A 23248-nucleotide genomic window follows, 5' to 3' on the forward strand; every position below is an offset into this window, starting at 1 on the left:
CACCGTCAGATCATCCGAGAAACGCCGGTCACCCGTCGCATCCGGCACATACTTCACACAGACAACGATCCTCAAGCTCACGCCGGCTCTCCTACTGCATCGTCTTTTCCGGGCTGCCCTGTTGCACGCAGCATAGGCGCCTGATGGTGCGGTTTCCGGTCGGGGCGACCCGCGCTCCGAAGGAAATATTACTAGCCAGTACAGCCAGTGGGTGGCGTATGAGCAAGCGCTTGGAATGTGATCTGGCCGACGTACGACGGGGCGGCAGGGCGAGGGGGCGCCGCCCTGCCCTCTCCCGACGCCGTCCCGGATCCCGTCCGGGGCGCCGCCGACGGTCGCCGCACGTGCGCCGCCGGGGTTCGCGTCCGTGTGCCGCGCGGACGCCTCAGTCCCGCAGCGCGTTGAACCGGCCCTGGTGGTAGAGGAGCGGACGCCCGCCGCCGGCCGGGTCTCCCACCACGGCCTCGGCGATCACGATCCGGTGGTCACCCGCCGGGATCCGGGCCACCACGCGGCACACCAGCCACGCCAGCACTCCGTCGAGGACCGGCACCCCCTGCGGCCCGCTGCGCCAGCCGGTGGACGGGCCGAACCGGTCGGCACCGCTGCGGGCGAACGTGGCGGCCAGCTCCTCCTGGTGCTCCCCGAGTATGTGGACGCCGATGTGCTCCGCCTCGGAGACGACCGGCCAACTGGACGACGAGGTCCCCACACCGAACGAGACCAGCGGAGGTTCGGCGGCGACGGAGTTGAGGGAGGTGGCGGTGAAGCCGACGGGCCGGCCGGCCGCGGCCGTGATCACCGCCACCCCCGCGGCGTGTCGTCGGAAGACCGAGCGGAGCAGGTCGGGAGAGGCCGGACGGGCGGTGCCGATCTCGGGTGAAGCCGTCATGGAGAGGTCCTTCCGCGAAGAGGCGTACGGGGCCGTAGGTGTTCAGGCACCCGGACAGCGCGCACTCGCGTCGCGGACGAGGTCCACGTGGACCCGGCCATGGAGAAGGAGTTCCGGAGGCATGGCGTCAGACTGACGATACGTGACGGGCCCGGTCAAGCACGTTCCGCGATGTGGGAGATGCGTCACGGTCCGTCACATCGCCTCGCCCAGTGCCGCGACGACGTCGACGGTGCGCGGCTGCCCGACGGCCCTGCGGACGATCCGCCCGCCCGCGTCGAGCACCAGCACGGTCGGTGTCCTGGTGATCCCCAGCTCACGCACGAGAGCCAGACGCGCCTCCGCGTCGACCTCGACATGGGCCACTCCGTCGACCATGCGCGCGACCTCGGCGAGGACCCGACGCGTGGCCCGGCAGGGCTGGCAGAACGCGGTGGAGAACTGCACCAGGGTCGCCCTCTCCCCCAGTTCCGCGCCGAGTCGGGCCGCGTCCAGCGCGCTCCCGTGCGTCCGCCCGTCCACCCTCGCCCTCCCGTCGTCGTGCCTCCCAAGAGGGCAGCGCCGCGTGATACCGGAACATTCCCGGCCGGCCGCACGTGACGAGAATCTCGCCTCCCGCGCCCGCGAGGACTGGCCACCGCGTCGCACATGGGGCACGATCGGCCCGATGCCGCAAACCTACGGCTGCGTAACTTCCGCCGGGAGAACCCTCCTCAGGCGCTGAAGAAGGGTCTCCCCAGAGATGGCAGAACTCGTCTATCGACCGGTCATCGGCGCCGCTCGCACCTTGTTCAAGGCGCTGGACCTGAAGATCGACGCTCGGGGTTCGGAGCACATCCCGAAGACCGGCGGCGCCGTGCTGGTCAGTAATCACATCAGCTACCTGGACTTCATCTTCACCGGCCTCGCCGCGCTGCCGCAGAAGCGTCTCGTCCGCTTCATGGCGAAGGAGTCGGTCTTCCGGCACCGCATCTCCGGACCGCTGATGCGCGGGATGAAGCACATTCCCGTGGACCGCAAACAGGGCGAGGACGCCTATGCACACGCGCTCGCGTCGCTGCGCTCCGGTGAGATCGTCGGCGTCTTCCCCGAGGCCACCATCTCCGAGTCGTTCACGCTGAAGAGCTTCAAGTCGGGGGCCGCCCGGCTGGCCCAGGAGGCCGGTGTGCCTCTGATCCCGACGGCGGTGTGGGGCACGCAGCGGCTGTGGACCAAGGGACGGCCGCGCAACTTCAAGCGCGACCACCTGCCCGTGACGATCCGGGTGGGCGAGGCGGTGGAGGCGCCCGCCGACCAGTACGCGGGGGCCATCACCCGGCGGCTGCGGGAGCGGGTGCAGGAGCTGCTGGAAGCGGCCCAGCGCGCCTACCCCGTGCGCCCGAGGGACGCGAGCGACACCTGGTGGGTCCCGGCGCACCTCGGGGGTACCGCGCCGACCCCGGCCGAGGTGCGCGCCCGGGGCTGACGCGCATCGCCCCCGCTCCCGGCTGAAACGTCACTCCGGGGCGTCGGCGACGGTCGGGTCCCGGAGTTCCGCGAGGGAGCTCAGAGTTCCATGGGGAGCGCGTGCCAGAGCTGCGCGCGGTCCCCGGCGGACCTCAGGGCGCTCAGCACCGCCGGGTGCGGTGCCGCATGCAGCGTCGGGTAGTCCGTCTCGTGGAACTCGGGCCGGATGGGCCATGCCAGCCGTTCACCGTCGAGCGAGAACCGGGCGTCGACCCCCGGCTTGTTGCCCCGGGGGTCCTGGCGGTCCCAGCGGTCGCGGCCGGGCAGCCGGACCGCGACGAGGCCGTGCACGGGGCCGGGGGATCCGTGGGCGTCGGCGAGCCGCTGGTAGCAGAGGGCGGTGGGGATGCCGGCCGCGCGCAGGAGGGCGGCCAGGGCGTGCGCCTTGGCGTGGCAGATGCCGTGGCGGGCGGCGAGGACGTCGGAGGCGCGCCAGGTGACGTCCGTTCTCCCCGCGTCGCCTGAGTGCGCGATGGTGTCACGCACGTGGACGAAGGCGGCGGCCGCGTATGTGTATGCGTCGAAGGTGTCGCCGTGGAGCTCGGCGACCGTTTGTCGCACGAGCGGGTGCTCGTGATCGATGGCCTCGTCGGCGGCGAGATACGCGGAAAGTTGGGGCACGTGCTGGATCAGCTGCATGACCGCCGAGCGTAGGCAAGCGGTCGGCCTGGAGTCAATGACTTTCCGGCCGACCGCATACCTATTCAGACCTATGGCTCTCTGGACCGTGGCGCGTCCTCGGACGGCGTCACCTGGCCATCTCCTCCTTCAGCGCGAGGACGAACGCGTCCACGTCCTCCTCCGTCGTGTCGAAGGCGCACATCCAGCGCACGTCCCCGGCGGCCTCGTCCCAGAAGTAGAAGCGGAAGCGCTTCTGGAGCCGTTCGCTCACCTCGTGCGGCAGCCGGGCGAAGACGGCGTTGGCCTGGACGGGATGGAGGATCTCCACGCCGTCCACCCCGCGCACGCCCTCCGCCAGCCGCTGGGCCATGGCGTTGGCGTGCCGGGCGTTGCGCAGCCAGAGGTCGCCGGCGAGCAGCGCCTCCAACTGCACGGAGACGAAACGCATCTTGGAGGCGAGCTGCATCGACAGCTTGCGCAGATGCTTCATGGCGCGCACGGCGTCCGGGTCGAGCACGACCACGGCCTCGCCGAAGATCGCCCCGTTCTTGGTGCCGCCGAACGAGAGGACGTCGACGCCGACGGTGTTGGTGAACGTGCGCATCGGCACGTCCAGCGACGCCGCGGCATTGGCTATCCGGGCCCCGTCCAGGTGGACCTTCATGCCGTGGCCGTGGGCGTGCTCGCAGATGGCGCGGATCTCGTCGGGCGTGTAGACCGTGCCGAGTTCGGTGTTCTGGGTGATCGAGACGACCTGCGGCATGGCGCGGTGCTCGTCGTCCCAGCCGTACGCCTGCCGGTCGATGAGCTCGGGGGTGAGCTTGCCGTCCGGCGTGGGGACGGTGAGCAGCTTGAGGCCGCCCACGCGCTCCGGGGCGCCGCCCTCGTCGACGTTGATGTGGGCGGACTCGGCGCAGATGACGGCGCCCCAGCGGTCGGTCATCGCCTGGAGGGAGACGACGTTGGCGCCGGTTCCGTTGAAGACCGGGAAGGCTTCGGCGGTGGGGCCGAAGTGACTGTGCATGACGCGCTGGAGATGCCCGGTGTACTCGTCCTCGCCGTAGGCGATCTGGTGACCGCCGTTGGCGAGGGCGATGGCCGCGAGGATCTCCGGATGCGTGCCCGCGTAGTTGTCACTGGCGAAGCCGCGTACCTGCGGGTCGTGGTGGCGTCGCGCGTCGGTCCTTACGGTTGTGGGGTCAGCCACAGGCGCTTTCCGTTCACTTCCGGGGCGGGCCGGTCCCAGACGCCGACGATGGCATCGGCCAGATCCTTGACGTCGGTGAAGCCCGCGAATTTCGCATTCGGGCGCTCGGCGCGCATCGCGTCGTGCACCAGTGCCTTGACCACCAGGATCGCAGCCGCGGACCTGGGCCCCTCCTCGCCCCCCGCCTTGCGGAACGCGTCCGCGAGGGCGAGCGTCCATGCCTCGGCGGCCGCCTTCGACGCGGAATAGGCCGCGTTTCCCGCGGTGGGCTTGCTCGCCCCGGCCGCGCTGATCAGCACGTAGCGCCCGCGGTCGCTGCGCTGCAGTCCCGCGTGGAAGGCCAGCGAGGTGTGCTGGACGGTGCGGATCAGCAGCTTCTCCAGCAGGTTCCAGTCGGCGAGGTCGGTCTCGGCGAAGCCGGCGCTGCCGCGCCAGCCGCCGACGAGGTGGACCAGACCGTCGATCCTGCCGAACTCCTTCTCCGTCTTGTCCGCCCAGTCACGGGTGGCGGCGAGGTCCAGCAGGTCGACCGTGTCACCGGTGACGGTGGCTCCGCCGTGGGCGTAGCGCGCGGCGTCGACCGCTTCGGCCAGGCGTGCCGCGTCGGCGTCGGAGGCCACGACGGTCGCGCCGGCCTCCGCGAGCCTCAGCAGCGCGGCCCGGCCCGCCGGGCCGGCGGCCCCGGCGACCGCGACCACGGCACCTTCGAGGGCACCGCTCCCGTTGCCCGTGCCGTTCCCGTTCATGGCCACCGCCTCCTCTGCCCCGGCGCTCACGCGGCTGCCCGCTCGGCATCCGCGGCGGTGATCCCCTTGGTCGAGGCGATCACGTTCTTCAGCTTCTTGGAGAGCGCCTCATAGAACATGCTCAGGGGAAACTCGTCCGGAAGCACCTCGTCGACGAGCTTACGCGGCGGCAGCGACAGGTCCAGTGCGTCGGGGCCCTTCGCCCAACGGGAGCCCGGGTGCGGGGCGAGGTAGGCGGAGACGAGTTCGTACGCGGCGAACCAGTGCACGAGCTTGGGGCGGTCGATGCCGTCGCGGTACAGCTTCTCGATCTCGGCGCACAGCTGGTTGGTGATCCGCGGGGCGCGTTCCCAGTCGATCCGCAGCGTGTTGTCGGTCCAGCGGATCACGTCGTGCTTGTGGAGGTAGGCGAAGAGCAGCTGTCCGCCCAGGCCGTCGTAGTTGCGGACGCGCTCGCCGGTGACGGGGAAGCGGAACATCCGGTCGAACAGCACGGCGTACTGGACGTCGCGGCCCTGCGGGAAGCCGTCGGCCTCCAGCCGCACGGCCTCCTTGAAGGCGGTGAGGTCGCAGCGCAGCTCCTCCAGCCCGTACATCCAGAACGGCTGCCGCTGCTTGATCATGAAGGGGTCGAAGGGCAGGTCGCCGTGGCTGTGCGCGCGGTCGTGGATCATGTCCCAGAGCACGAACGCCTGCTCGCAGCGCTGCTGGTCCGCGACCATCTCGCGGATGTCGCCGGGCAGGTCGACGCCGAGGATGCCGACGGCGGCCTCGGTGACCCGGCGGAACCGGGCGGCTTCGCGGTCGCAGAAGATCCCGCCCCAGCTGAAGCGTTCGGGGGCCTCGCGCACGGCGACGGTCTCCGGGAAGAGCACCGCGGAGTTGGTGTCGTAGCCCGAGGTGAAGTCCTCGAACGTGATGCCGCAGAAGAGCGGGTTGTCGTAGCGGGTGGCCTCCAGCTCGGCGAGCCACTCGGGCCAGACCATCCGCAGGACGACGGCCTCGAGGTTGCGGTCCGGGTTGCCGTTCTGGGTGTACATCGCGAAGACGACCAGGTGCTGCACCCCGTCGGCACGCCCCTCGGCGGGCCGGAAGGCGAGCAGCGAGTCGAGGAAGTCCGGCACGCCGAAGCCGTCCGCGGCCCAGCGGCGCAGGTCGGCGACGAGGGCACGGTGGTAGGCGGCGTCGTGCGGGAGCAGCGGGGAGAGCTCCTCGACCGCGGAGATCACGCGGTCCAGCGTCGCCTCGGCGGTCGCGCGGGACGGGGCGCCCTCCGCGTCGAAGTCGATGGAACCGTCCTTCGACTGCCAGGGACGGATCTCCTCCACGGCGTCCTTGAGGAGGGGCCAGGCGGGGTGGTCGACCACCGGCTGCTCCGCAGCGATACCTCTTGCGGCGACGTCGTGCACAAGAATTTCCGTCATAACACTTCCTCCACAGGAGAACCTCGCGTCGAATCACCGTATCCATGCACGGTTACTCCAGACAAGTGGATCTCAGTAAATTATCCTGCGCACCCGCGATGCCGCCGCGATTCTTCCTGCACGAAACCGCGGAAGGAGCACTTCCGTCGGAAGCGGAGGCTCCGGTGGCCGCAGCTCCACTCCGTCTCGTACGCGTGCGCCCGAGCGGTCCCGCACGCGCCGGACGCGCGCCCGCGCACGGGCGGCACGGTTCGCCTCCCCTGCCGGCGCACGGACCCGGCCGGTTCGCCCGGACGCCCGGACGGCCGTGACGACCCGGCACCCGGCGGGTAGGAGCCGCATGCGGAGGAACACCGTCTACGGAAGCGAGTCGCCTTGCCTTTTCTCACCATCGGTCATCGCGGAGTGATGGGTGTCGAGCCGGAGAACACCCTGCGGTCGTTCGTCCACGCGGAACGGGCCGGGATGGACGCGATCGAACTGGACCTGCACCTGAGCAAGGACGGCGCGCTGGCCGTCATGCACGACGCCGACGTGGACCGCACGACGGACGGCAGCGGCCCGATCGCCGAGAAGACCCTCGCCGAACTGCGCGAACTCGACGCCGGACAGGGCGAGCGGGTGCCGGTCTTCGAGGAGGTCCTCGACGCCGTGCGGTCCCCGCTCCAGGCGGAGATCAAGGACGCGGCGGCGGCCCGCGCGCTGGCGGAGGTGATGCTGCGGCGCGACCTCGTCGAGCGGGTCGAGGTCTCGTCGTTCCACGACGGGGCGGTCGCCGAGATCGCCCGGCTGGTGCCGGGGGTGAGGACCGTGCTCATCGCGAGTCGCCGACAGGACGATGCGGTGGAGCGGGCGAAGGCGGTGGGTGCGGCGACGCTGGCGCTGAACATCCGCCGCCTCACCCTGGAGATGGTCGAGCGGGCGCACGCCGAGGGACTGAAGGTCATCGGCTGGGTGGTGAACACCCAGGACCATCTGCGACTGGTACGCGCCCTGCGACTGGACGGCGCCACCACGGACCGTCCGGAGATCCGCCGCGCCGTCCGCTTCACCGCCTGATCAGCACTCCGGCCCGACCAGGTCCTTGATCAGGAGTTCGAACGCGAGGTCGTCGCGCTGCGGGATGCCGAAGCGCTCGTCGCCGTACGGGAACGGGCTCGTCCTTCCCGTACGGCGGTAGCCGCGGCGCTCGTACCAGGCGATCAGCTCCTCGCGCACCGAGATCACGGTCATGTGCATCTCGGTCGCCCCCCAGTCCTCCCGTACACCGCGCTCGGCCTCGGCGATGACCACCTTGCCGAGCCCGGCGCCCTGGAGGTCGGGGCGGACCGCGAACATCCCGAAGTAGGCGGCGTCGCCCCGGCGTTCGAGCTGGCAGCAGGCGACGACCGCGCCGTCGCGCTCCACCACGAGCAGTCGGCTGCCGGGGGCCTCGACGACCTGACGGACGCCGTCCGGGTCGGTCCGCTGCCCGTCGAGGAGGTCCGCCTCGGTCGTCCACCCGGCCCGGCTGGAGTCGCCCCGGTACGCCGATTCGACCAGCGCCACAAGGACGGGAACATCGGCGACGACCGCGTCGCGGAACGTCAGCCGTCCGGAATCCTGGGTGGGGGCCATGTCCATGACGGCGATTCTCCGTTCCTCGGCTGCGGACGTGCCGCAGCAGCGTAACCCGGTGTCGCACGGCGGGCGGCGGTGCGGGGGCGGGCATAGAGTCCGCCGCATGGTTCATGTGCTGAGCAGCCGGATCCTGCTGCGTCCCACCGATCCCGAACGGTCCCGCGCCTTCTACGGGGAGTCGCTCGGACTGCCCGTGTACCGGGAGTTCGGGACCGGGCCCGAGCGGGGCACGGTCTACTTCCTCGGCGGCGGCTTCCTGGAGGTGTCCGGACGCGCGGACGGGCCGCCGGTGCCGAGTCTCGCGCTGTGGTTGCAGGTCGCGGACGTGCATGCGGCGCACGACGACCTGTCGGCCCGCGGGGTCGAGGTGCTGAGACCGCCGCTGCGCGAACCGTGGGGGCTCGTCGAGATGTGGATCCGCGACCCGGACGGTCACCGGATCGCCGTGGTGGAGGTCCCGGCGGACCATCCGCTGCGCCACCGCCCCTGAGAGCCTGTCGGGTGACCTCTGATCGGGCGGACGCGGCGTGGCACGCACGCCTCCGGCGTCTTGGAATCGCACGCACCACGCCGCGTCCGCTCTCCGATCGAAGGTCACCCGACAGGCTCTGCGGGACCGGGTCGGCATCCGCCACTCGGCGGCGGCCGCCCGGCGACCGGCTCGGCGGCGCGGGCCATGGGGACGGCCTCAGCGCGGGGCGCGGCTGCGTCCGGCGCAGTCGACCAGCACGGGCAGGGCCCGCTCCAGGGCGCCGTCGTCGTCCGCGAACGGGAGGCGCAGGTGGTGCCGGAAACCGTCCACGGCGGAGAAGGCGGGCCCCGGCACGATCAGGACGCCCGCACGGCGGGCCAGTTGTGCCGTGGCCTCGGCGTCGGCGCCGGGCATCTCCACCCAGAGGGCCGAACCCCCGGCGGGCCGTTCCCACCGCCATCCGGCCCCTTGCGCGCGCAGGAGGCGTTCGGTATCCGTCAGGCGTTCGCGCAGCCGGGAGCGGCGCCGGGCGCGGGCCTCGGGCAGTTGCCGGAGCAGACGCACGGCCAGCATCTGCTCGACCACCGGGCAGGACAGGTCGACGGACCTCTTGATGTCGGCCAGTCGGCGGACGACGGTCGGGGAGGCACGGATCCAGCCCAGCCGCAGACCGCCCCAGAACAGCTTGGACAGGGTGCCGATGGTGGCGGACCCGGCGGGCGGCAGCCGGGAGGCAAGCGAGACGGGAGCCTCGTCGTGATCCAGGGCCAGTTCCGCGTACGCGTCGTCCTCCACGGCGTACAGGCCCTGCCCGGTGAGCACGGCCGCCCAGGCCCGGCGCGTGTGTTCGTCCATGCTGCGCCCGGTGGGGTTGTGGACGGACGGCTGCAGATAGACGAGGCGTGGGCGCACGTGCCCGGCCAGCCGGGCCAGGGCGGCGGCGTCGCGGTGGGAGGCGTCGGCCGCCAGCGGGACCAGCCGGGCGCCGCGGGCCCGCAGGGCTTCGAGGGCGCCACGGTAGGTCGGGTCCTCGACGATCACGGTGTCCCCCGGCTCGACCAGTCCCTGGGTGATCAGCCAGACGGCCTGCTGGGACCCGGCGGTGACGAGGATCTGCTCCGGCGTGGTGGGCAGGCCGGCCGCGCGGTGGTAGCCGGCGATCGCCTCGCGCAGCTCGGGCAGCCCGTACGGCAGGTACCCATCGCCGGCCAGCGCGGCGGAGAGGTCGCGGGCGGTCAGGGATCCGGCCGCCGACGCCACCATCGGCAGGCCGTCCAGCGCGCCGCTGGAGAGGTCGATGCCGTCGTCCCTCGTGCCGAAACTGGCCAGCCGCCCCTCGGTCGCCGGTTCGCCCACGCCCCCCGATCCCCGCAGCCGGGAGCCGCTGCCCTGCCGACTCTCCAGCCATCCGGCGGCCTCCAGCAGCCCGTACGCGGCCGTCACCGTGGAGCGGCCGACCCCGAGCGCGGTCGCGAGGGCCCGTTGTGAGGGCAGCACGGTGCCGGGAGCGACGTCCCCGCGCTCCGCCAGCTCCCGCAGCGCCTCGGCGAGCAACTGCGGCAACGCGCCCGCGCCGCCCTTGGACCACCCGGTCAGCAGCCGCGACAGGCGGGTGGGAGGAATGCGGTCCATGCGTTCATCATCACCCGGCACAGGCCAATTGCCCTCAAGTGGTCTTGGTCCCCCTCCGGCCGCGGGCACATGATCGGGAGAACGCCGTTGCGAAGGAGCAGAACATGGCGACCGTCGTGCTCGTCGGAACACTGGACACCAAGGGAGCGGAGTACGCGTGGCTGTCGGCGCGGCTGCGCGAGTCGGGATGCGATGTCGTGCTCGTCGACGCGGGCGTGCTGCCGCCGCCGCAGGACGGCCCCGCGAGTGACGTCGACGCCGCCGCCGTGGCGCGGCGCGGCGGGCACGATCTGGACGCGCTGCGCGCCGCCGGAGACCGCGGGGCGGCCGTGACCGCCATGGCCGAGGGCGTCGAACTGGTCGTCGGCGACCTGCACCGGGAGGGGCGGCTGCACGCGGTCCTGGCGGTCGCCGGCAGCGGCGGCTCGTTCATCGCCGCCCGCGCCATGCAGGCGCTGCCCGTCGGCGTGCCGAAACTGCTGGTCTCCACCATGGCGAGCGGGGACGTGTCGCCGTACGTGGGCAGCAGCGACGTCACCATGATGTACAGCGTGGTCGACGTCGCGGGTATCAACTCGGTGTCGTCCCTGATCCTGGGGAACGCGGTGGCGGCGGCCGCCGGGATGGCCGCCCACCACGAGCGGAGCGTGAACCGGTCGCAGCCGCAGGGACGGCCGCTGATCGGTGCCAGCATGTTCGGCGTGACCACGCCCGCGGTCGACGCCGCCCGGCGGCGTCTGGACGAGCTGGGTTACGAGGTGCTGGTCTTCCACGCCACGGGGGCGGGGGGACGGGCCCTGGAGAAGCTCGCCGCCGGGGGGTTCCTCGCGGGCGTCCTTGACCTGACGACCACCGAGCTCGCGGACGAACTGGTCGGCGGCGTGCTCAGCGCAGGGCCGGACCGGCTGACTGCGGCGGGCCGGGCGGGGCTGCCCCAGGTCGTGGCCCCCGGCGCCCTGGACATGGTCAACTTCGGCGCCCGCGAGACGGTTCCGGAGCGCTTCGCCGAGCGCCGTCTCCTCGTCCACAACCCCACCGTGACCCTGATGCGCACCACCGTCGGCGAGATGACGGAACTCGGCACCCTCATGGGGCGGAAGCTGGCCGCGGCCCGGGGCCCGGCGGCGGTCCTGTGGCCGCTGGGAGGGGTCTCCGCGGTGGACGCGCCCGGCGGACCGTTCCGGGATCCGGAGGCCGACGCGGCCGGGCTCTCGTCCCTGCGCGCGGCGCTGAAGGGCAGTGCGGTCGAGCTGCGCGAGGTGGACGCGCATCTGAACGACCCGGCCTTCGCCGTGGCCGCCGCCGACCGTCTCCACCAGCTGATCTGTGCCCCCGCGGACCCTGACACGGGCGTCCGCTCCGGACCGACGTCCGGGCCCGCACGGCGTGCCCGCGCCATGTGACCAGCCATGTCACGCGCGTCCCCCGTGTCACGCGCGCCCGACAGAACTCGACCGCATCCGACCGATCCCGAACGATCTCACCCGAACAGGAGTCCTTCCGTGAACCGCGACCAAGCCCTGGCCCGCCTGACCGCACAGGTCGGCGCCGGCAAGCCCGTCATCGGCGCAGGCGCGGGCACCGGCCTGTCCGCCAAGTGCGCGGAGGCCGGCGGCGTCGACCTGCTGATCATCTACAACTCCGGTCGCTACCGGATGGCCGGCCGCGGCTCGCTGGCGGGCCTGCTGCCCTACGGCGACGCCAACGCCATCGTCCTGGACATGGCGGGCGAGGTCCTCCCCGTGGTGCGGGACGTGCCCGTGCTCGCCGGGGTGTGCGGCACCGACCCGTTCCGGATCATGGGCAACTTCCTCGACCAGTTGAAGGCCGTCGGCTTCACCGGCGTGCAGAACTTCCCCACGGTCGGCCTGTACGACGGGAAGTTCCGCGAGAACCTGGAGGAGACCGGCATGGGCTTCGGCCTGGAGATCGACATGATCCGCCAGGCCCACGAGCGCGATCTGCTCACCGCGCCCTACGTATTCGATCCCGAGCAGGCCGCCGAGATGGCGCGGGCCGGCGCGGACGTCCTGGTCCCCCATGTCGGACTCACCACCAAGGGGTCCATCGGCGCCGCCACCGCCCTCACGCTCGATCAGGCGGCGACGGCCGTGCAGGAGATGCACGACGCCGCCAAGCGCGTCAACCCCGACATCATCGTGCTCTGCCACGGCGGGCCCATCGCCGAGCCCGAGGACGCGCGCTACGTCCTGGAGCACACCACGGGCATCGCCGGGTTCTTCGGCGCCTCCTCCATGGAGCGGCTCCCCACCGAACGCGCCATCACGGAACAGGCGCGCGCCTTCAAGTCGCTCACGATCGGCTGATCGAACGGGTAGGGACGGGGCCGGTCCGGACCGGGGCGGCAGGGCGCGCGGCGGGGAACGCTCCGCCGCGCGCTCCCCGTGTACTCCCGTGCGCCGCGTAGGGCGTTCCGTGCCCGGGCATCGACCCAGGGGACCGACTCGTGCGTCCAGGGGGGTGCGCTGTGCACGGACCGGTGATGTCCGGCTGGCTGCTGATGGCGTTGTGCGCGCTGACGGGCGCGTACTGCCTGCTGCGTACGCGCGGCGAGACCGGTGAGGGGCGCAGGGCGGCGCGCGCGGAGGCGCTGATGGGGTTCGGCATGGCCGCCATGGCGGTGCCGACGGCCGTCATGACACCGCCCGCGTGGGGGTGGGCGGTGTACGCCGTGCTGTTCGGCGCGGCCTCGGTGCGCGCGTTGTGGTTCTCCCGGCGCGGCGGGCACCATCTGCACCATCTGGTCGGGTCGTCGGCGATGGTCTACATGGCGTTGACGATGGCACCCGGCGGCGGGGGCGCGACCGGTCACGGCGGGCACGCGGATCACGCCATGGCCGCCACGGCCGGGGGCGTACCCCTGCTGACCGGGCTGTTGCTGGCCTACTTCGCGGCCTATGTACTGCGTGCGGGGGCCCGGTTGATACCGGTGGCCGCGGGCGGCGGACCGACCCGGAACGGAGTCGGCGGACGGGCCGGGGACGGACCCGGCTGGGCGGCTCGGCCGGAGCTCGCTCTCGCCTGCCGGATGACGATGGGGATCGCCATGTTCGCGATGCTGCTCACCGTGTGAGGGGCGCGTGGGGCAAACCGTGGCGTGCGTCACTTGCCGCGCGCGGGCATACCGCGGGCACCTCGACGCTCATAGGCTGACGCCATGTTGGTCTCCCTCGCACTGCTGTCGCTCGGTGCACTGGCCGCCGTCGTGACCCCGCGCCTGATGGCGCGGGCCCGGTGGCCGGAGCGGGAGCCGGTGGTCGCCCTGTGGGTGTGGCAGTGCGTGGTGGCCGCGGTGCTGTTGTCCTTCGCGCTGTCCATGACGTTCAGCGCGGCCGCGGCCTGGCAGGCGGTGCGCGGGCACGTGTTCGCTCCGGCGCCGCGGGCCGTGGTGGAGGCGTACGCGCTGGGCGGCCACGGCCGGTGGTCCGCGGCCATGGCCGTGCTGCTGGCGCTGGGCGGGGTGTGGACGGCGGCGATGCTGGCCCGCGAGGTGCGCCGGGCCCGGGTGCGCCGGCGTCGGCGCAGGGCCGAACTGCTGGTGCGTTCCCCGCTGTTGCCCGGGGAGGAGCCCGGCAGCGGGCGGCTCGTCGTGCTGGAGGGCGAGCGTCCCGGTGCCTGGTGGCTTCCGGGCGCGGCACCGCAGCTCGTCATCACCACCGGGGCGCTCGGCCGCCTGAAGGGGCGTCAGCTGGATGCGGTCCTGGCCCATGAGCAGGGACACGCGAAGGCCCGGCACGACTGGCTGCTGCATTGTTCCGACGCGCTGGCCACCGGTTTCCCACAGGTCCCGGTGTTCGCCGCCTTCCGCGACGAGATGCACCGGCTGGTCGAACTGGCCGCGGACGACGTGGCGTCGAAGCGGTTCGGGCGGCTGACGATCGCCTTGGCGCTGGTGGAACTCAACGAGGACCGGGGGGTGTTCGGCCCGTCCCCCGCCGCCGACGCCCAGCTGCCGCTGCGGGTGAACCGGTTGCTGACTCCGGTGGAACGGCTCACCGCGGGCCGTCGGCTGCGACTGACCGCGGCGGCCGCCCTGGTGCCGGTGATTCCGCTCCTGGTGGCTTTCGTCCCGGGGCTCAGCGCGCTGCGATAGCCGGGGCGGGGGCTTTCCGCGAAGATCGCCCCATGCCCTCACCGCCCCCCGCTCCGCCGCCCCGTGCGCGTTGCTTCGTCACACCGTTCGGTGCGGCCATGGCCTGCGCCGCTGTCGCCGTGGTCCTGCTGGTCCTGGTCGCCGTGCGCTGGTCGCCGCTGATGGCCGCGGACCTCTCGGTCGCACGGGCCCTGCACCGCAGGGCGGTGACGGAACCCGGTCTCGTCCATGTGAACCGGATCCTGACCGACTGGGTGTGGGATCCGTGGACCATGCGCGCGCTGATCGCGGTGGCCGTGGTGGCGCTGTGGTGGCGCGGCGCGCGCGTGCTCGCGGGGTGGGTCGCCGCGACGAGCGTGCTGGGCACCGTCCTGCAGCAGGGGCTGAAGTCCGCGGTCGGACGTCAGCGCCCCCGGTGGCCGGATCCGGTGGATTCCGCCCACTACGCGGCGTTCCCGTCCGGTCACGCGATGACCGCGATGGTGAGCTGCGCCCTGCTGCTGTGGCTGCTGCGCCGAAGCGGTCCGGGCCGGCCGGTGTGGCGGGCGGCACTGGCCGTGGCGGTGGTCTCGGTCGTCGGGGTCGGCGTCACCCGGCTCTACCTGGGGGTGCACTGGATGAGCGATGTGCTGGGCGGCTGGCTGCTGGGGGCGGCTCTGGCCGGGTTCTGCGTCGCCGGGTTCGACCGGTACGAGCGGCGGGGCCGGTACGAGCGGCGGGGCCGGTACGAGCGACGTTGAAGGGCGGCCTTGCCCCGGCGTTCCTGAACCGGAAAGGATCGCCCTCATGCGAATCAAGGGTGTGCTCTTCGACTTCTCCGGGACCCTCTTCCGTATCGAACCGGTCCGGTCCTGGCTGCGCGCCGCCCTCGCCGAGCGCGGGGTTCCGATGGGCGAGGACGAGTTCGAGCGGTGCGCGCGGGAGCTGGAGGCGGCCGGGGCGCTGCCGGGCGGTCCGCCTCCCCTGCGGGTGCCCGACGAGCTGACCGGACTGTGGGCCGCCCGCGACGAGAGCGCGGAGCTCCACCGCCGGGCGTACACCGCCCTGGCCCGGCAGGTGGAGCTGCCGGACCCCGGGCTGTACGACGCGCTGTACGAGCGGCAGATGGCGCCCGCCGCCTGGCGGCCGTACCCGGACGCGGCGGAGGTGCTCGGCGCGCTGCGCGAGGGCGGCACCCGCGTCGGTGTGGTCAGCAACATCGGCTGGGACCTGCGACCGGTCTTCCGGGCGCACGGCCTGGCCCCCCTGATCGACGCCTATGTGCTGTCGTACGAGCACGGCGTCCAGAAGCCGGACGCACGTCTCTTCCACACGGCCTGCACACTTCTGGGGCTGGATCCGGCGGATGTGGTGATGGTCGGTGACGACCTTCACGCGGACGGCGGGGCGGCGGCGCTGGGCTGTGACGTGCGGTTCGTGTGCCATCTGCCGGTGGAGGAGCGGCCGGACGGGCTGCGGGCGCTCGGACTGGTGTCGGGCGTCGGCTGAAGAACATGTGAGGGATGTCCCTGACGCACAATGGGTCGGATTTTCACACCAGGGCCTTAGCCTGTATGCATGTCCCGTTCTCCATGCCCCTCCGATTCCACGCGCACCGCCGCCGTGGTGAACAAAGAGATTCGTGACCTGTGGCAGCGTTCGGGCGGCCGCCTGTCCCCGGAGGACGAGGAGCAGTACCAACGGCTGCTGGTGGAGTGGGCGGCGGTGACGGGCGGGAGCTCCCGGCCCGCCGCGTGACACCGCCGTGCGCTCCGCCCCCCGGTCTCGGCGACCGGGTGGGCGCGTGGTGGCTACCGGCCCTCGTCGACGCGCCCGGCCTGACGGTTCGCGGCGTCGAGGACGCTGTCGAGGAGCCCGGGGAACAGCGCCTCCAGGTCGTCACGGCGCAGCCCGTTCATCTTGGCCGTGCCCCGGTAGAACTGCCGCACGACGCCGCTCTCGCGCAGCACGCGGAAGTGGTGCGTGGACGTGGACTTGGACACCGGCAGGTCGATGCGCGAGCAGGGCAGCTCGGTCCGCGCGGCGGCCAGTTCACGCACCACGCGCAGCCGCATCGGATCGGCGAGCGCGTGGAGCACTCCCTCGATCCGGATCTCGTCCCGCTCCGGGTGGTCGAGCACACGGCCACCGGCCGCGGCACTCGCCGCGGGGGTGTTCGCTGGGGTCACCACGACGTCACTTCCTGGCTCCTCGGTCCGGGTCAGCCATGATACGAGACCCGTCGTAGTTCGACGTTCCACGTACGAATGGCTCCGGCCGGGCGCCACGACGGGTGCCGGGCTCGGCGTCACCCCCGAGCAGGTCCGGCCTGTCGGCGAGCGAGGCCAGGTGTCCGGCCGGATCGGCGATCAGTCTGCGGGTGGTCGGATCGAGCGTCCCCGCCACGCCGGTGATCCGCGCCGCGACCGTGCCGTCCTCCTTGACGACCTCCTGCACGACCTCGAACGTCTTGCCCTCGCCGTACACGAACCGGCAGGTCACGCGCACGCGGTCGCCGCCGCGGAACTCCCGTAGGTAACTCACCCTCGTTTCGAGGGCCACCGGCCCGACGCCGTCGGCCAGCAGCTTGTCCTGCGGGAGGCCGGCCGCGCGAAGGAGTTCCCGGCGCGCGTGCTCGGCGTACTGGAGGTAGACGGCCTGGTTCAGATGGCCCTGGGTGTCGAGCTCGTATCCCCGGACGGTCACGCCCACGGAAAAGGTCATGGCGCCCCGGCGTCATTCGGTGTTCGATTGTCCCTCACGCCCCGTACCCACCCCGCGCCCCTCGCAACGTCCGGCGCCCCCCTCACAACGTCCGGGAGAGAATCCTCATGACGGCATCGTCGCCCACGACTCCCCCACGCCTGGTTCCGCTGTTGGAGCAGTTCGACTTCGCACGGGGGCGACTCGTCGACCGCCTGGCCGGCCCCTGTGTGGACAGCGGGAACGGCACGGCCGTCGCGGTCGCGCCGATGACCGACGAGGAGTACCTCTGGGAACCGGTCCCGGGCTGCTGGTCGCTGCGCCGCCGCTCGGACGGACCGGGGCCGACGGCCACCCTCCTGGCCGGCGCGGGCGAGTGGGGACGCGACTCCGCGGACTTCCCGCATCCCTCTCCGCCGCCCTTCACCACTCTGGCCTGGCGGCTGAGCCACCTCGGCGAGATGCTGACGCTGCGCGCCGACCACACGAACGGCACCCACAGCCTGGCCCGGGACGACTACCGGATCGTGGCGGACGCCGCCACCGCGATCACCGATCTCGACTCCGCCGCCGCGGCCTGGCGGGAGGCGCTGCTCTGTGCCGACGACGCGGCGCTGGACACGGTGGGGCACAGCACGTACCCGTACGGCAGCGATCCGGAGGACCCGTTCCTGGAGACCGTCTGGTGGGTCAATCAGGAACTCCTGCACCACGGGGCCGAGATCGCGCTGCTGCGCGACCTCTACCGCGCCCGGCGGCACTGAACCGGATACCCGCGGCGCGGGAACGGCCGGGGTGGGGGGCTGCGCCCCGGTCCCGTCAGACGGCGCGCAGATACTGGTCCGGCACGCGCAGTCCGGCGCCCAGTTCACGGGCCGCGTGCTGGGCCCACGACGGGTTGCGCAGCAGCTCGCGGCCGAGGAGGACGGCGTCCGCCCGGCCATCGGCGACGATCTTCTCGGCCTGCTGCGGCTCGGTGATCAGGCCGACGGCCGCCACGGGCAGGGAGGTCTCCGTCCGGACACGTTCGGCGAAGGGCACCTGGTATCCGGGACCGGTCTCGATCCGGACGCCCGGCACGTTCCCGCCGCTGGAGACGTCCAGCAGGTCGACACCGTGGTCGCGGAGCTCGTGGGCGAGCCGCACGGTGTCGTCGACGGTCCAGCCCTCGCGCTCGTCCTCCTCGTTCTCCGTGAGCCAGTCCGTCGCGGAGATCCGGAAGAGGACGGGCAGGTCGTCCGGCCAGACCTCCCGCACCGCGTCCACGACCTGGAGGGCGAAGCGCGCACGGTTCTCGAAACCGCCGCCGTACTCGTCCGTGCGGCGGTTGGTGTACGGCGAGAGGAACTGCCCGACGAGGTAGCCGTGGGCTCCGTGCACCTCGGCGACCTCGAAGCCCGCGTCGAGTGCGCGGCGGGCGGCCTCGCGGAACCGGTCGACGACATCCCGGATCCCGTCCGCGGTCAGTTCGTGCGGCACCGGACGGCCCTCGTCGAACGGCAGCGGGCTGGGGGCCACCGGCGTCCAGCCGTGCGCCTCGGGGCCTACGGGGCCGCCGCCCAGCCAGGGCGCCGCCGTCGACGCCTTGCGCCCGGCATGGGCGAGCTGGATTCCCGGCACCGTTCCGCGCGCCTTGAGGAAGTCCGTGATCCTGCGGAAGGCGTTCGCCTGGGCGTCGTTCCAGATGCCGAGGTCCGCCGGGCTGATCCGGCCCTCGGGAGCGACGGCCGTCGCCTCGGTGAGGACGAGTCCGGTCCCGCCGATGGCACGCGCCGCGAGGTGCGCGAAGTGCCAGTCGGTCGCGACGCCCGCGTCCGGCCCCGTGGGCTCGGCGCTGTACTGGCACATGGGTGCCATCCACACCCTGTTCGGGATGACGAGCGATCGCAGGGTGAAGGGCTCGAAGAGGGCGCTCATGCGCAACTCCGTTCCGGTGGGTGTTCCCGGTGGACAAGGGAAAGGGCAATACAACTAGGGCGTATTGCGAAAGTCCCGTCGGGCCCCGCCCGTCGGGCGGACGACGCCGCTTTCGAAACACGCCCTAGTACGATAAGGGTCGTACTACGATGCTCGTCAAATTACGACGACTCTCGTACGACAACGCGGGCGCACGGCCCATTCCCGCCGTGGGCCGACCAGGAACGGCCTCCCGCACACCCCGGCGGTACCGCGACGACCGCACCGCCCCCGCCGTCCGTCGGCGGAGCAGGGCCGCAGCCCCGCCCGTCCCGGTCGACGCGACACGGTCAGCCGCGCCGCCGGAGCACGATGGCGGCGCCCGCGTCGTACCCCTGGGTCCAGCTGCGCCCGGCGTCCGACGTCCAGGTGACGTGGACGGTCTCCCCGGCGACCCTGACGGCCTCCACCGTCATGACCCGGTCGCCGTCCCTCACGTCCCCGCGGCGCAGCTCCCGCGCGCGGACGGTGACGGGCTCCGACGCTGCCGCGGCCTCGGCCCGGTCGGCCGCGAGGACGAGGGCCGCCGCCAGTTCCCGGGCGCGGACGGGAGTGCAGACCAGGGACAGCTCCCCCGACGGCGCCGCGGCACGGATGCCGACCCCCGTCCCGGCCGGGGCCACCTCCAGGGTCGCGACGCGCCCCTCACGGTCCTCGACACCACTCGTCATCGCTCCGCACTCCTCCCGCACGACCTGCTCGCCCCTCCCGTGCCGGGCGAACCTTCCCGCCGGTCCGCCCGTAGATCAATTGCGTTGCCGGACGGCCCGGGCCCGCATACCGTCCCACACATGGCAACACCCACTCTGAGCACTGGACGGCTGCTTCTGGAGCCGTACTCCCCCGCCGACGAAGAGGCCTTCGTCGAGCTCTTCCAGGACACCCGGGTCTCCCGATGGATGGGCGACGGGACGAAATCCGAGGCCGAGGACCGCGCCATGTTCCAGCGCGTCTTCAGCAAGGTGTACGCGCAGGAACTGTTCGACGTATGGGCGGTGCGGCACGACGGCCGCCTGATAGGACACGCGGAGATCAAGCCGACCGAGGAGGTGTCTGGTCACGAGCTCGTGTACGCCCTGGAGCCGGACGCGTGGGGGCACGGTTTCGGCACCGAGATCGCACGGGCGCTGATCGCGTACGGGCACGATGTCCTCGGGCTCACCGAGGTGCATGCCACGGTGGCCGCCGAGAACACCGCGTCCCTGGTGCTGCTGGACCGGCTGGGGTTCCGTTACGTCCGGGACATCACGGAGGACGACGGCACCACGACGCGGGTACTGACCCGGTACGCCGCCGCGGACACCGCCGACGAGGCGCCGGAAACGGCGGCCGGTCAGCCGCTGTAGACATCCAGTCGGCCGCACATACCGAACCTGCCGTGGGCAACGGGCCGTTCGGCGTGCACGGCGGCGGCGGCGAGATGTCCGCCGTCGCCGCGCGCCAGGGCGTCGAGCCGGTCACCGGTCGCCGCCGCGGCGGCCGCGGCTCCCTCGCACCAGCGCCGCCGCCACTCCCCGGCCATCGGCCGCACGAGCGCGGCGGCGGCCCGGTGGAAGGCGGCGAGGGGACGGGGGTCACCGGCCTCGGTGGCCCGGCGCAGCGTCAGAAAGCCCTCGACGGCGAGGTCCCGGCGGGCGAACGCTGCCCGCTCCCGCTCCGCTTCGGACCCTTCGACGGGAAGGGCGGCCGCCGACCGGTAGCGACCGGGGTCCGCCAGGTGCTGGGGCGGCAGGGTGAGGACGGCGTCCCCCGCCTCGGGCAGTCCGCCGTTCTCCATGAGGACGACGACCCGCAGCCCGTCCTCGTCGACGATGCGATGGATCGTGCCCGGCGAGAACCGGACCAGGGCGCCCGGAGCCAGCGGCGTCTGCCGGAAGCCCGAGGTGGTGAGCGTCTGCACCGACCCCGTGCCGCCGACCACCACGTACGCCTCCGTGCAGGCCAGATGGAGATGCGGCGTCCCGCCGCGCAGCCCGTCGACGGCGGGACGATCGTAGACCCGCAGATGAGAGACGGCTACGGCGCCGGGAAGCCCTTCGAAGGTCGACACGCGTACTCCTTTTCGGTGTGTCGGTCACAGCGCGGGAAAGCGCTTTCCGCTTCTCCCGCACCGTAGCGGCACCGGCCGGGAAGCGACAGGGGCGGATCGCCGGGAATCACCCTGCGGGGTTGCGCCGACGACGGGGTGCAGACTTGCGCGTATCCGGCACAACGGCGTTTTCGGGAGGTTCGGCCATGGCCGACGTACTGCTCACCGTGGGCACCCGCAAGGGACTCTTCATCGGCCGCGGGCGCGGTGGCGCGTGGGAGTTCGACGGTCCGTATTTCAACGCCCAGGCGATCTCCTCGGTCGCGATCGACACGCGCGGCCGGGTGCCCCGGCTGCTGGTCGGCGGGGATAGCGCGCACTGGGGTCCGTCCGTCTTCCACTCCGACGACCTGGGCCGCAGCTGGATCGAGCCCGGGCAACCGGCCGTGAAGTTCCCGCAGTTCACCGGCACCTCGCTGGAGCGGGTCTGGCAGTTGCAGCCGGCGGGGGCCGAGGCGCCGGACGTCGTGTACGCGGGGACGGAGCCGGCCGCGCTCTTCCGCTCCCGGGACGGCGGCGTGTCCTTCGAACTGATCCGCCCGCTGTGGGAGCATCCGACGCGCCCCGCGTGGGTGCCGGGCGGGGGCGGCGAGGGGCTGCACACCGTGCTGACGGATCCGAGGGATGCCGGGGCCGTGACGGTCGCGGTGTCCGCGGCCGGGGTCTTCCGCACCAGGGACGGCGGGGCGAGCTGGGCCCCGGCCAACAAGGGGGTGTCGGCGTCCTTCCTCCCCGGACCTGATCCGGTGTTCGGGCAGTGCGTGCACAAGGTGGCCCGGGACGCGGTCGATCTCGACCGGCTCTATCTCCAGAACCACTGGGGCGTGTTCCGGAGCGACGACTCCGGGGACCACTGGACGGACGTCGGCGGCTCCCTGCCCTCCGACTTCGGATTCGCCCTGGCGGCGCACCCGCATCGCGCGGACACCGCCTACGTCTTCCCGATCAACGCCGACGTCGACCGGGTGCCGGCCGAGCACCGTTGCCGGGTGTTCCGCACCGGGAACGCGGGCGGAACCTGGGAGCCGCTGTCGGCGGGGCTGCCCGAGGAGGCGCACTACGGAACGGTGCTGCGCGACGCGCTCTGCACCGACGACGCCGACCCGGCGGGGGTGTACTTCGGCAACCGCAACGGCGAGGTGTACGCGAGCGCGGACGACGGGGACAGCTGGCGGCAGCTCGCCTCCCACCTGCCGGACGTGCTCTGCGTCCGGGCGGCGGTGGTCGGCCCGTGACGACCGCCGGAGGGAGCGGGCCGCCCGCGGCGACGCGCGGTTCTCACCGGGAGGGCCGGACGCTCACCAGGGTCGTGTGCAAAACCCGTCGGCGCCGGGAGACCCGCCGTCGGAAGAGCTCCGACGGCGGGCGGCCGGTCACGGCAGTTGCCAGTCCACCGGCTGGGCACCCTGGCGGAGCAGCAGCTCGTTGGTGCGGCTGAAGGGACGCGAGCCGAAGAAGCCGCGGTCCGCGGACATGGGCGAGGGGTGCGCGGACTCGATCGCCGGGAAGTCGCCGAGGAACGGCCGCAGATTGCGGGCGTCGCGCCCCCACAGCACGGACACCAGGGGCTTGCCGCGCGCGGCCAGGGCACGGATGGCCTGCTCGGTCACTTCCTCCCAGCCCTTGCCGCGGTGCGCGCCCGGCTTACGGGGCGCCGTGGTGAGTGCCCTGTTCAGCAGCAGCACACCCTGACGCGTCCAGGGTGTGAGGTCGCCGTTGGACGGGCGCGCCAGTCCCAGGTCCGTGTGGAGTTCCCGGAAGATGTTCTCCAGGCTGCCGGGCAGTTGACGGACCTCGGGGGCCACCGAGAAGCTCAGCCCCATGGCCATTCCCGGTGTGGGGTAGGGATCCTGACCGACGATCAGGACGCGTACCTCGTCGAAGGGCTGCTGGAAGGCGCGCAGGACGTTCGAGCCGGCGGGCAGATAGGTGCGACCGGCCGCGATCTCCGCACGGAGGAAATCGCCCATCGCGGCGATGCGTCCGGCCACGGGGGCCAGGGCCTCGGCCCAGCCGGGCTCGACTACTTCATTCAAGGGTCGTGGTGCCACGGAACATCACTCTACCGGCGTAGCCGACACTCGCCCGCTCCCCATTGACGGCTCCGGCCTCCGGACTTCCGTTCCCGGCCTCCCGCCTCCCGGATCCGTGTTCACCGAATCCGGATTCCCCTCCTCGCGGCTTCCGCCCCTCCCTCCCGCCGGGCTCCCGGCCCCACCGCCCGGCCCGCGGAGATCCGCCGTACAACCGGCTCCGCCTCGGGCAGCTCGTGACGGTCGGGATAGGC

The 23248-nt window shown here is 72.5% G+C and carries 26 protein-coding genes and 2 pseudogenes; 13 read left to right on the top strand and 15 right to left on the bottom strand.

Features of this window, described 5'->3' with window-relative positions; all coding sequences use genetic code 11:
• From AB0E67_RS21425 to AB0E67_RS21435, 3 genes and pseudogenes are all read right to left on the bottom strand, one after another.
• Window positions 1–81 (bottom strand): annotated as a pseudogene (locus tag AB0E67_RS21425) (electron transfer flavoprotein subunit beta); the annotation flags it as partial.
• Window positions 82–385: 304 nt separating this feature from the next.
• Window positions 386–892 (bottom strand): flavin reductase family protein, encoded by a 507-nt coding sequence (locus AB0E67_RS21430; protein WP_362029065.1) that lies wholly within the window; start codon window positions 890–892, stop codon window positions 386–388.
• A 195-nt stretch (window positions 893–1087) separates the two neighbouring features.
• On the bottom strand, window positions 1088–1414 hold the full coding sequence (locus tag AB0E67_RS21435) for a thioredoxin family protein (protein ID WP_073782428.1): 327 nt from the start codon (window positions 1412–1414) through the stop codon (window positions 1088–1090).
• A gap of 220 nt (window positions 1415–1634) precedes the next feature.
• On the opposite strand from AB0E67_RS21435, the gene AB0E67_RS21440 reads away from it, so the two are divergent.
• Window positions 1635–2357, top strand: a complete 723-nt coding sequence (locus AB0E67_RS21440) for a lysophospholipid acyltransferase family protein (protein ID WP_351516408.1) — start codon at window positions 1635–1637, stop codon at window positions 2355–2357.
• Window positions 2358–2437: 80 nt separating this feature from the next.
• On the opposite strand, the gene AB0E67_RS21445 is transcribed toward AB0E67_RS21440, so the two are convergent.
• The 4 genes from AB0E67_RS21445 to AB0E67_RS21460 all read right to left on the bottom strand — a co-directional run bounded on the left by AB0E67_RS21445 (window position 2438) and on the right by AB0E67_RS21460 (window position 6396).
• Window positions 2438–3037 carry a transglutaminase family protein gene (locus tag AB0E67_RS21445; RefSeq protein ID WP_362029068.1) on the bottom strand — a complete coding sequence of 200 codons (600 nt, stop codon included), beginning with the start codon at window positions 3035–3037 and terminating at the stop codon, window positions 2438–2440.
• Between the two features lie 109 nt (window positions 3038–3146).
• Window positions 3147–4226, bottom strand: a complete 1080-nt coding sequence (locus AB0E67_RS21450; protein WP_362029071.1) for a low specificity L-threonine aldolase — start codon at window positions 4224–4226, stop codon at window positions 3147–3149.
• On the bottom strand, window positions 4205–4972 hold the full coding sequence (locus AB0E67_RS21455; protein ID WP_351516411.1) for an SDR family NAD(P)-dependent oxidoreductase: 768 nt from the start codon (window positions 4970–4972) through the stop codon (window positions 4205–4207). Before AB0E67_RS21455 ends, AB0E67_RS21450 begins: the two co-directional genes overlap by 22 nt.
• Window positions 4973–4998: 26 nt before the next feature.
• Entirely contained in the window at window positions 4999–6396 is a 1398-nt protein-coding gene (locus AB0E67_RS21460) for a DUF6421 family protein (protein WP_362029074.1), read from the bottom strand.
• Between the two features lie 375 nt (window positions 6397–6771).
• Between AB0E67_RS21460 and AB0E67_RS21465 the strand changes: the two genes are divergently transcribed.
• Complete coding sequence (locus AB0E67_RS21465) at window positions 6772–7455, top strand: glycerophosphodiester phosphodiesterase family protein (protein ID WP_362029077.1); 684 nt, start codon at window positions 6772–6774, stop codon at window positions 7453–7455.
• On the opposite strand, the gene AB0E67_RS21470 is transcribed toward AB0E67_RS21465, so the two are convergent.
• Entirely contained in the window at window positions 7456–8019 is a 564-nt protein-coding gene (locus AB0E67_RS21470) for a GNAT family N-acetyltransferase (RefSeq protein WP_362029079.1), read from the bottom strand.
• 100 nt (window positions 8020–8119) lie between these two features.
• On the opposite strand from AB0E67_RS21470, the gene AB0E67_RS21475 reads away from it, so the two are divergent.
• A complete protein-coding gene (locus tag AB0E67_RS21475; RefSeq protein WP_362029082.1) occupies window positions 8120–8506 on the top strand; it encodes a VOC family protein in 387 nt (128 codons plus the stop codon).
• 198 nt (window positions 8507–8704) lie between these two features.
• Here the strand turns inward: AB0E67_RS21475 and AB0E67_RS21480 are convergent, their stop codons facing one another.
• The gene (locus AB0E67_RS21480) at window positions 8705–10120 is read right to left on the bottom strand and encodes a PLP-dependent aminotransferase family protein (RefSeq protein ID WP_362029084.1); all 1416 of its coding nucleotides are present in this window, start codon (window positions 10118–10120) and stop codon (window positions 8705–8707) included.
• 104 nt (window positions 10121–10224) lie between these two features.
• Here AB0E67_RS21480 and AB0E67_RS21485 point away from each other — a divergent pair, with 104 nt between their 5' ends.
• From AB0E67_RS21485 to AB0E67_RS21515, 7 genes are all read left to right on the top strand, one after another.
• Window positions 10225–11523, top strand: coding sequence for a Tm-1-like ATP-binding domain-containing protein (locus AB0E67_RS21485; RefSeq protein WP_362029087.1), 1299 nt, complete (start codon window positions 10225–10227; stop codon window positions 11521–11523).
• 99 nt (window positions 11524–11622) lie between these two features.
• Window positions 11623–12447 carry a phosphoenolpyruvate hydrolase family protein gene (locus AB0E67_RS21490; protein WP_073782450.1) on the top strand — a complete coding sequence of 275 codons (825 nt, stop codon included), beginning with the start codon at window positions 11623–11625 and terminating at the stop codon, window positions 12445–12447.
• Window positions 12448–12608: 161 nt separating this feature from the next.
• Window positions 12609–13214, top strand: coding sequence for a DUF5134 domain-containing protein (locus AB0E67_RS21495; RefSeq protein WP_362029089.1), 606 nt, complete (start codon window positions 12609–12611; stop codon window positions 13212–13214).
• Window positions 13215–13298: 84 nt separating this feature from the next.
• Window positions 13299–14234 carry a M56 family metallopeptidase gene (locus AB0E67_RS21500; RefSeq protein ID WP_362029092.1) on the top strand — a complete coding sequence of 312 codons (936 nt, stop codon included), beginning with the start codon at window positions 13299–13301 and terminating at the stop codon, window positions 14232–14234.
• A gap of 98 nt (window positions 14235–14332) precedes the next feature.
• Window positions 14333–14974, top strand: coding sequence for a phosphatase PAP2 family protein (locus AB0E67_RS21505; RefSeq protein ID WP_362029094.1), 642 nt, complete (start codon window positions 14333–14335; stop codon window positions 14972–14974).
• A 46-nt stretch (window positions 14975–15020) separates the two neighbouring features.
• Entirely contained in the window at window positions 15021–15722 is a 702-nt protein-coding gene (locus tag AB0E67_RS21510) for an HAD family hydrolase (RefSeq protein WP_362029097.1), read from the top strand.
• A 69-nt stretch (window positions 15723–15791) separates the two neighbouring features.
• Entirely contained in the window at window positions 15792–15971 is a 180-nt protein-coding gene (locus AB0E67_RS21515) for a hypothetical protein (protein ID WP_073782460.1), read from the top strand.
• A gap of 53 nt (window positions 15972–16024) precedes the next feature.
• Here the strand turns inward: AB0E67_RS21515 and AB0E67_RS21520 are convergent, their stop codons facing one another.
• Together AB0E67_RS21520 and AB0E67_RS21525 are read right to left on the bottom strand one after the other, a co-directional pair.
• Complete coding sequence (locus AB0E67_RS21520) at window positions 16025–16402, bottom strand: helix-turn-helix domain-containing protein (protein WP_362029356.1); 378 nt, start codon at window positions 16400–16402, stop codon at window positions 16025–16027.
• A 121-nt stretch (window positions 16403–16523) separates the two neighbouring features.
• Window positions 16524–16937, bottom strand: a pseudogene (locus tag AB0E67_RS21525) (acyl-CoA thioesterase); the annotation flags it as partial.
• 107 nt (window positions 16938–17044) lie between these two features.
• Here AB0E67_RS21525 and AB0E67_RS21530 point away from each other — a divergent pair.
• A complete protein-coding gene (locus AB0E67_RS21530) occupies window positions 17045–17680 on the top strand; it encodes a DinB family protein (protein ID WP_362029100.1) in 636 nt (211 codons plus the stop codon).
• A 55-nt stretch (window positions 17681–17735) separates the two neighbouring features.
• Here the strand turns inward: AB0E67_RS21530 and AB0E67_RS21535 are convergent, their stop codons facing one another.
• Both AB0E67_RS21535 and AB0E67_RS21540 read right to left on the bottom strand, forming a co-directional pair.
• Window positions 17736–18833, bottom strand: a complete 1098-nt coding sequence (locus tag AB0E67_RS21535; protein WP_362029102.1) for an NADH:flavin oxidoreductase/NADH oxidase — start codon at window positions 18831–18833, stop codon at window positions 17736–17738.
• Between the two features lie 329 nt (window positions 18834–19162).
• Window positions 19163–19543, bottom strand: coding sequence for a hypothetical protein (locus AB0E67_RS21540; RefSeq protein WP_362029105.1), 381 nt, complete (start codon window positions 19541–19543; stop codon window positions 19163–19165).
• A gap of 120 nt (window positions 19544–19663) precedes the next feature.
• Here AB0E67_RS21540 and AB0E67_RS21545 point away from each other — a divergent pair, with 120 nt between their 5' ends.
• The gene (locus AB0E67_RS21545) at window positions 19664–20218 is read left to right on the top strand and encodes a GNAT family N-acetyltransferase (protein WP_362029108.1); all 555 of its coding nucleotides are present in this window, start codon (window positions 19664–19666) and stop codon (window positions 20216–20218) included.
• On the opposite strand, the gene AB0E67_RS21550 is transcribed toward AB0E67_RS21545, so the two are convergent.
• A complete protein-coding gene (locus tag AB0E67_RS21550) occupies window positions 20206–20922 on the bottom strand; it encodes a cupin domain-containing protein (RefSeq protein WP_362029111.1) in 717 nt (238 codons plus the stop codon). The genes AB0E67_RS21545 and AB0E67_RS21550 overlap by 13 nt on opposite strands.
• A 185-nt stretch (window positions 20923–21107) precedes the next feature.
• Here AB0E67_RS21550 and AB0E67_RS21555 point away from each other — a divergent pair, with 185 nt between their 5' ends.
• Window positions 21108–22196, top strand: a complete 1089-nt coding sequence (locus AB0E67_RS21555; RefSeq protein ID WP_362029114.1) for an exo-alpha-sialidase — start codon at window positions 21108–21110, stop codon at window positions 22194–22196.
• A gap of 138 nt (window positions 22197–22334) precedes the next feature.
• On the opposite strand, the gene AB0E67_RS21560 is transcribed toward AB0E67_RS21555, so the two are convergent.
• Window positions 22335–23012, bottom strand: a complete 678-nt coding sequence (locus AB0E67_RS21560; RefSeq protein WP_362029115.1) for a uracil-DNA glycosylase — start codon at window positions 23010–23012, stop codon at window positions 22335–22337.
• Window positions 23013–23248: the final 236 nt, after the last annotated feature.

It is taken from the genome of Streptomyces sp. NPDC032161, from assembly GCF_040636995.1.
Classification (GTDB): Bacteria; Actinomycetota; Actinomycetes; order Streptomycetales; family Streptomycetaceae; genus Streptomyces.

What these genes read in the sequence shown, in the direction of transcription:
- AB0E67_RS21430 (WP_362029065.1), bottom strand. Translation starts at nt 892, where the DNA reads ATGACGGCTTCACCCGAGATCGGCACCGCCCGTCCGGCCTCTCCCGAC.
- AB0E67_RS21440 (WP_351516408.1), top strand. Translation starts at nt 1,635, where the DNA reads ATGGCAGAACTCGTCTATCGACCGGTCATCGGCGCCGCTCGCACCTTG.
- AB0E67_RS21445 (WP_362029068.1), bottom strand. Translation starts at nt 3,037, where the DNA reads ATGCAGCTGATCCAGCACGTGCCCCAACTTTCCGCGTATCTCGCCGCC.
- AB0E67_RS21455 (WP_351516411.1), bottom strand. Translation starts at nt 4,972, where the DNA reads ATGAACGGGAACGGCACGGGCAACGGGAGCGGTGCCCTCGAAGGTGCC.
- AB0E67_RS21460 (WP_362029074.1), bottom strand. Translation starts at nt 6,396, where the DNA reads ATGACGGAAATTCTTGTGCACGACGTCGCCGCAAGAGGTATCGCTGCG.
- AB0E67_RS21470 (WP_362029079.1), bottom strand. Translation starts at nt 8,019, where the DNA reads ATGGACATGGCCCCCACCCAGGATTCCGGACGGCTGACGTTCCGCGAC.
- AB0E67_RS21475 (WP_362029082.1), top strand. Translation starts at nt 8,120, where the DNA reads ATGGTTCATGTGCTGAGCAGCCGGATCCTGCTGCGTCCCACCGATCCC.
- AB0E67_RS21480 (WP_362029084.1), bottom strand. Translation starts at nt 10,120, where the DNA reads ATGGACCGCATTCCTCCCACCCGCCTGTCGCGGCTGCTGACCGGGTGG.
- AB0E67_RS21485 (WP_362029087.1), top strand. Translation starts at nt 10,225, where the DNA reads ATGGCGACCGTCGTGCTCGTCGGAACACTGGACACCAAGGGAGCGGAG.
- AB0E67_RS21500 (WP_362029092.1), top strand. Translation starts at nt 13,299, where the DNA reads ATGTTGGTCTCCCTCGCACTGCTGTCGCTCGGTGCACTGGCCGCCGTC.
- AB0E67_RS21505 (WP_362029094.1), top strand. Translation starts at nt 14,333, where the DNA reads ATGGCCTGCGCCGCTGTCGCCGTGGTCCTGCTGGTCCTGGTCGCCGTG.
- AB0E67_RS21510 (WP_362029097.1), top strand. Translation starts at nt 15,021, where the DNA reads ATGCGAATCAAGGGTGTGCTCTTCGACTTCTCCGGGACCCTCTTCCGT.
- AB0E67_RS21515 (WP_073782460.1), top strand. Translation starts at nt 15,792, where the DNA reads ATGTCCCGTTCTCCATGCCCCTCCGATTCCACGCGCACCGCCGCCGTG.
- AB0E67_RS21530 (WP_362029100.1), top strand. Translation starts at nt 17,045, where the DNA reads ATGACGGCATCGTCGCCCACGACTCCCCCACGCCTGGTTCCGCTGTTG.
- AB0E67_RS21535 (WP_362029102.1), bottom strand. Translation starts at nt 18,833, where the DNA reads ATGAGCGCCCTCTTCGAGCCCTTCACCCTGCGATCGCTCGTCATCCCG.
- AB0E67_RS21540 (WP_362029105.1), bottom strand. Translation starts at nt 19,543, where the DNA reads ATGACGAGTGGTGTCGAGGACCGTGAGGGGCGCGTCGCGACCCTGGAG.
- AB0E67_RS21545 (WP_362029108.1), top strand. Translation starts at nt 19,664, where the DNA reads ATGGCAACACCCACTCTGAGCACTGGACGGCTGCTTCTGGAGCCGTAC.
- AB0E67_RS21555 (WP_362029114.1), top strand. Translation starts at nt 21,108, where the DNA reads ATGGCCGACGTACTGCTCACCGTGGGCACCCGCAAGGGACTCTTCATC.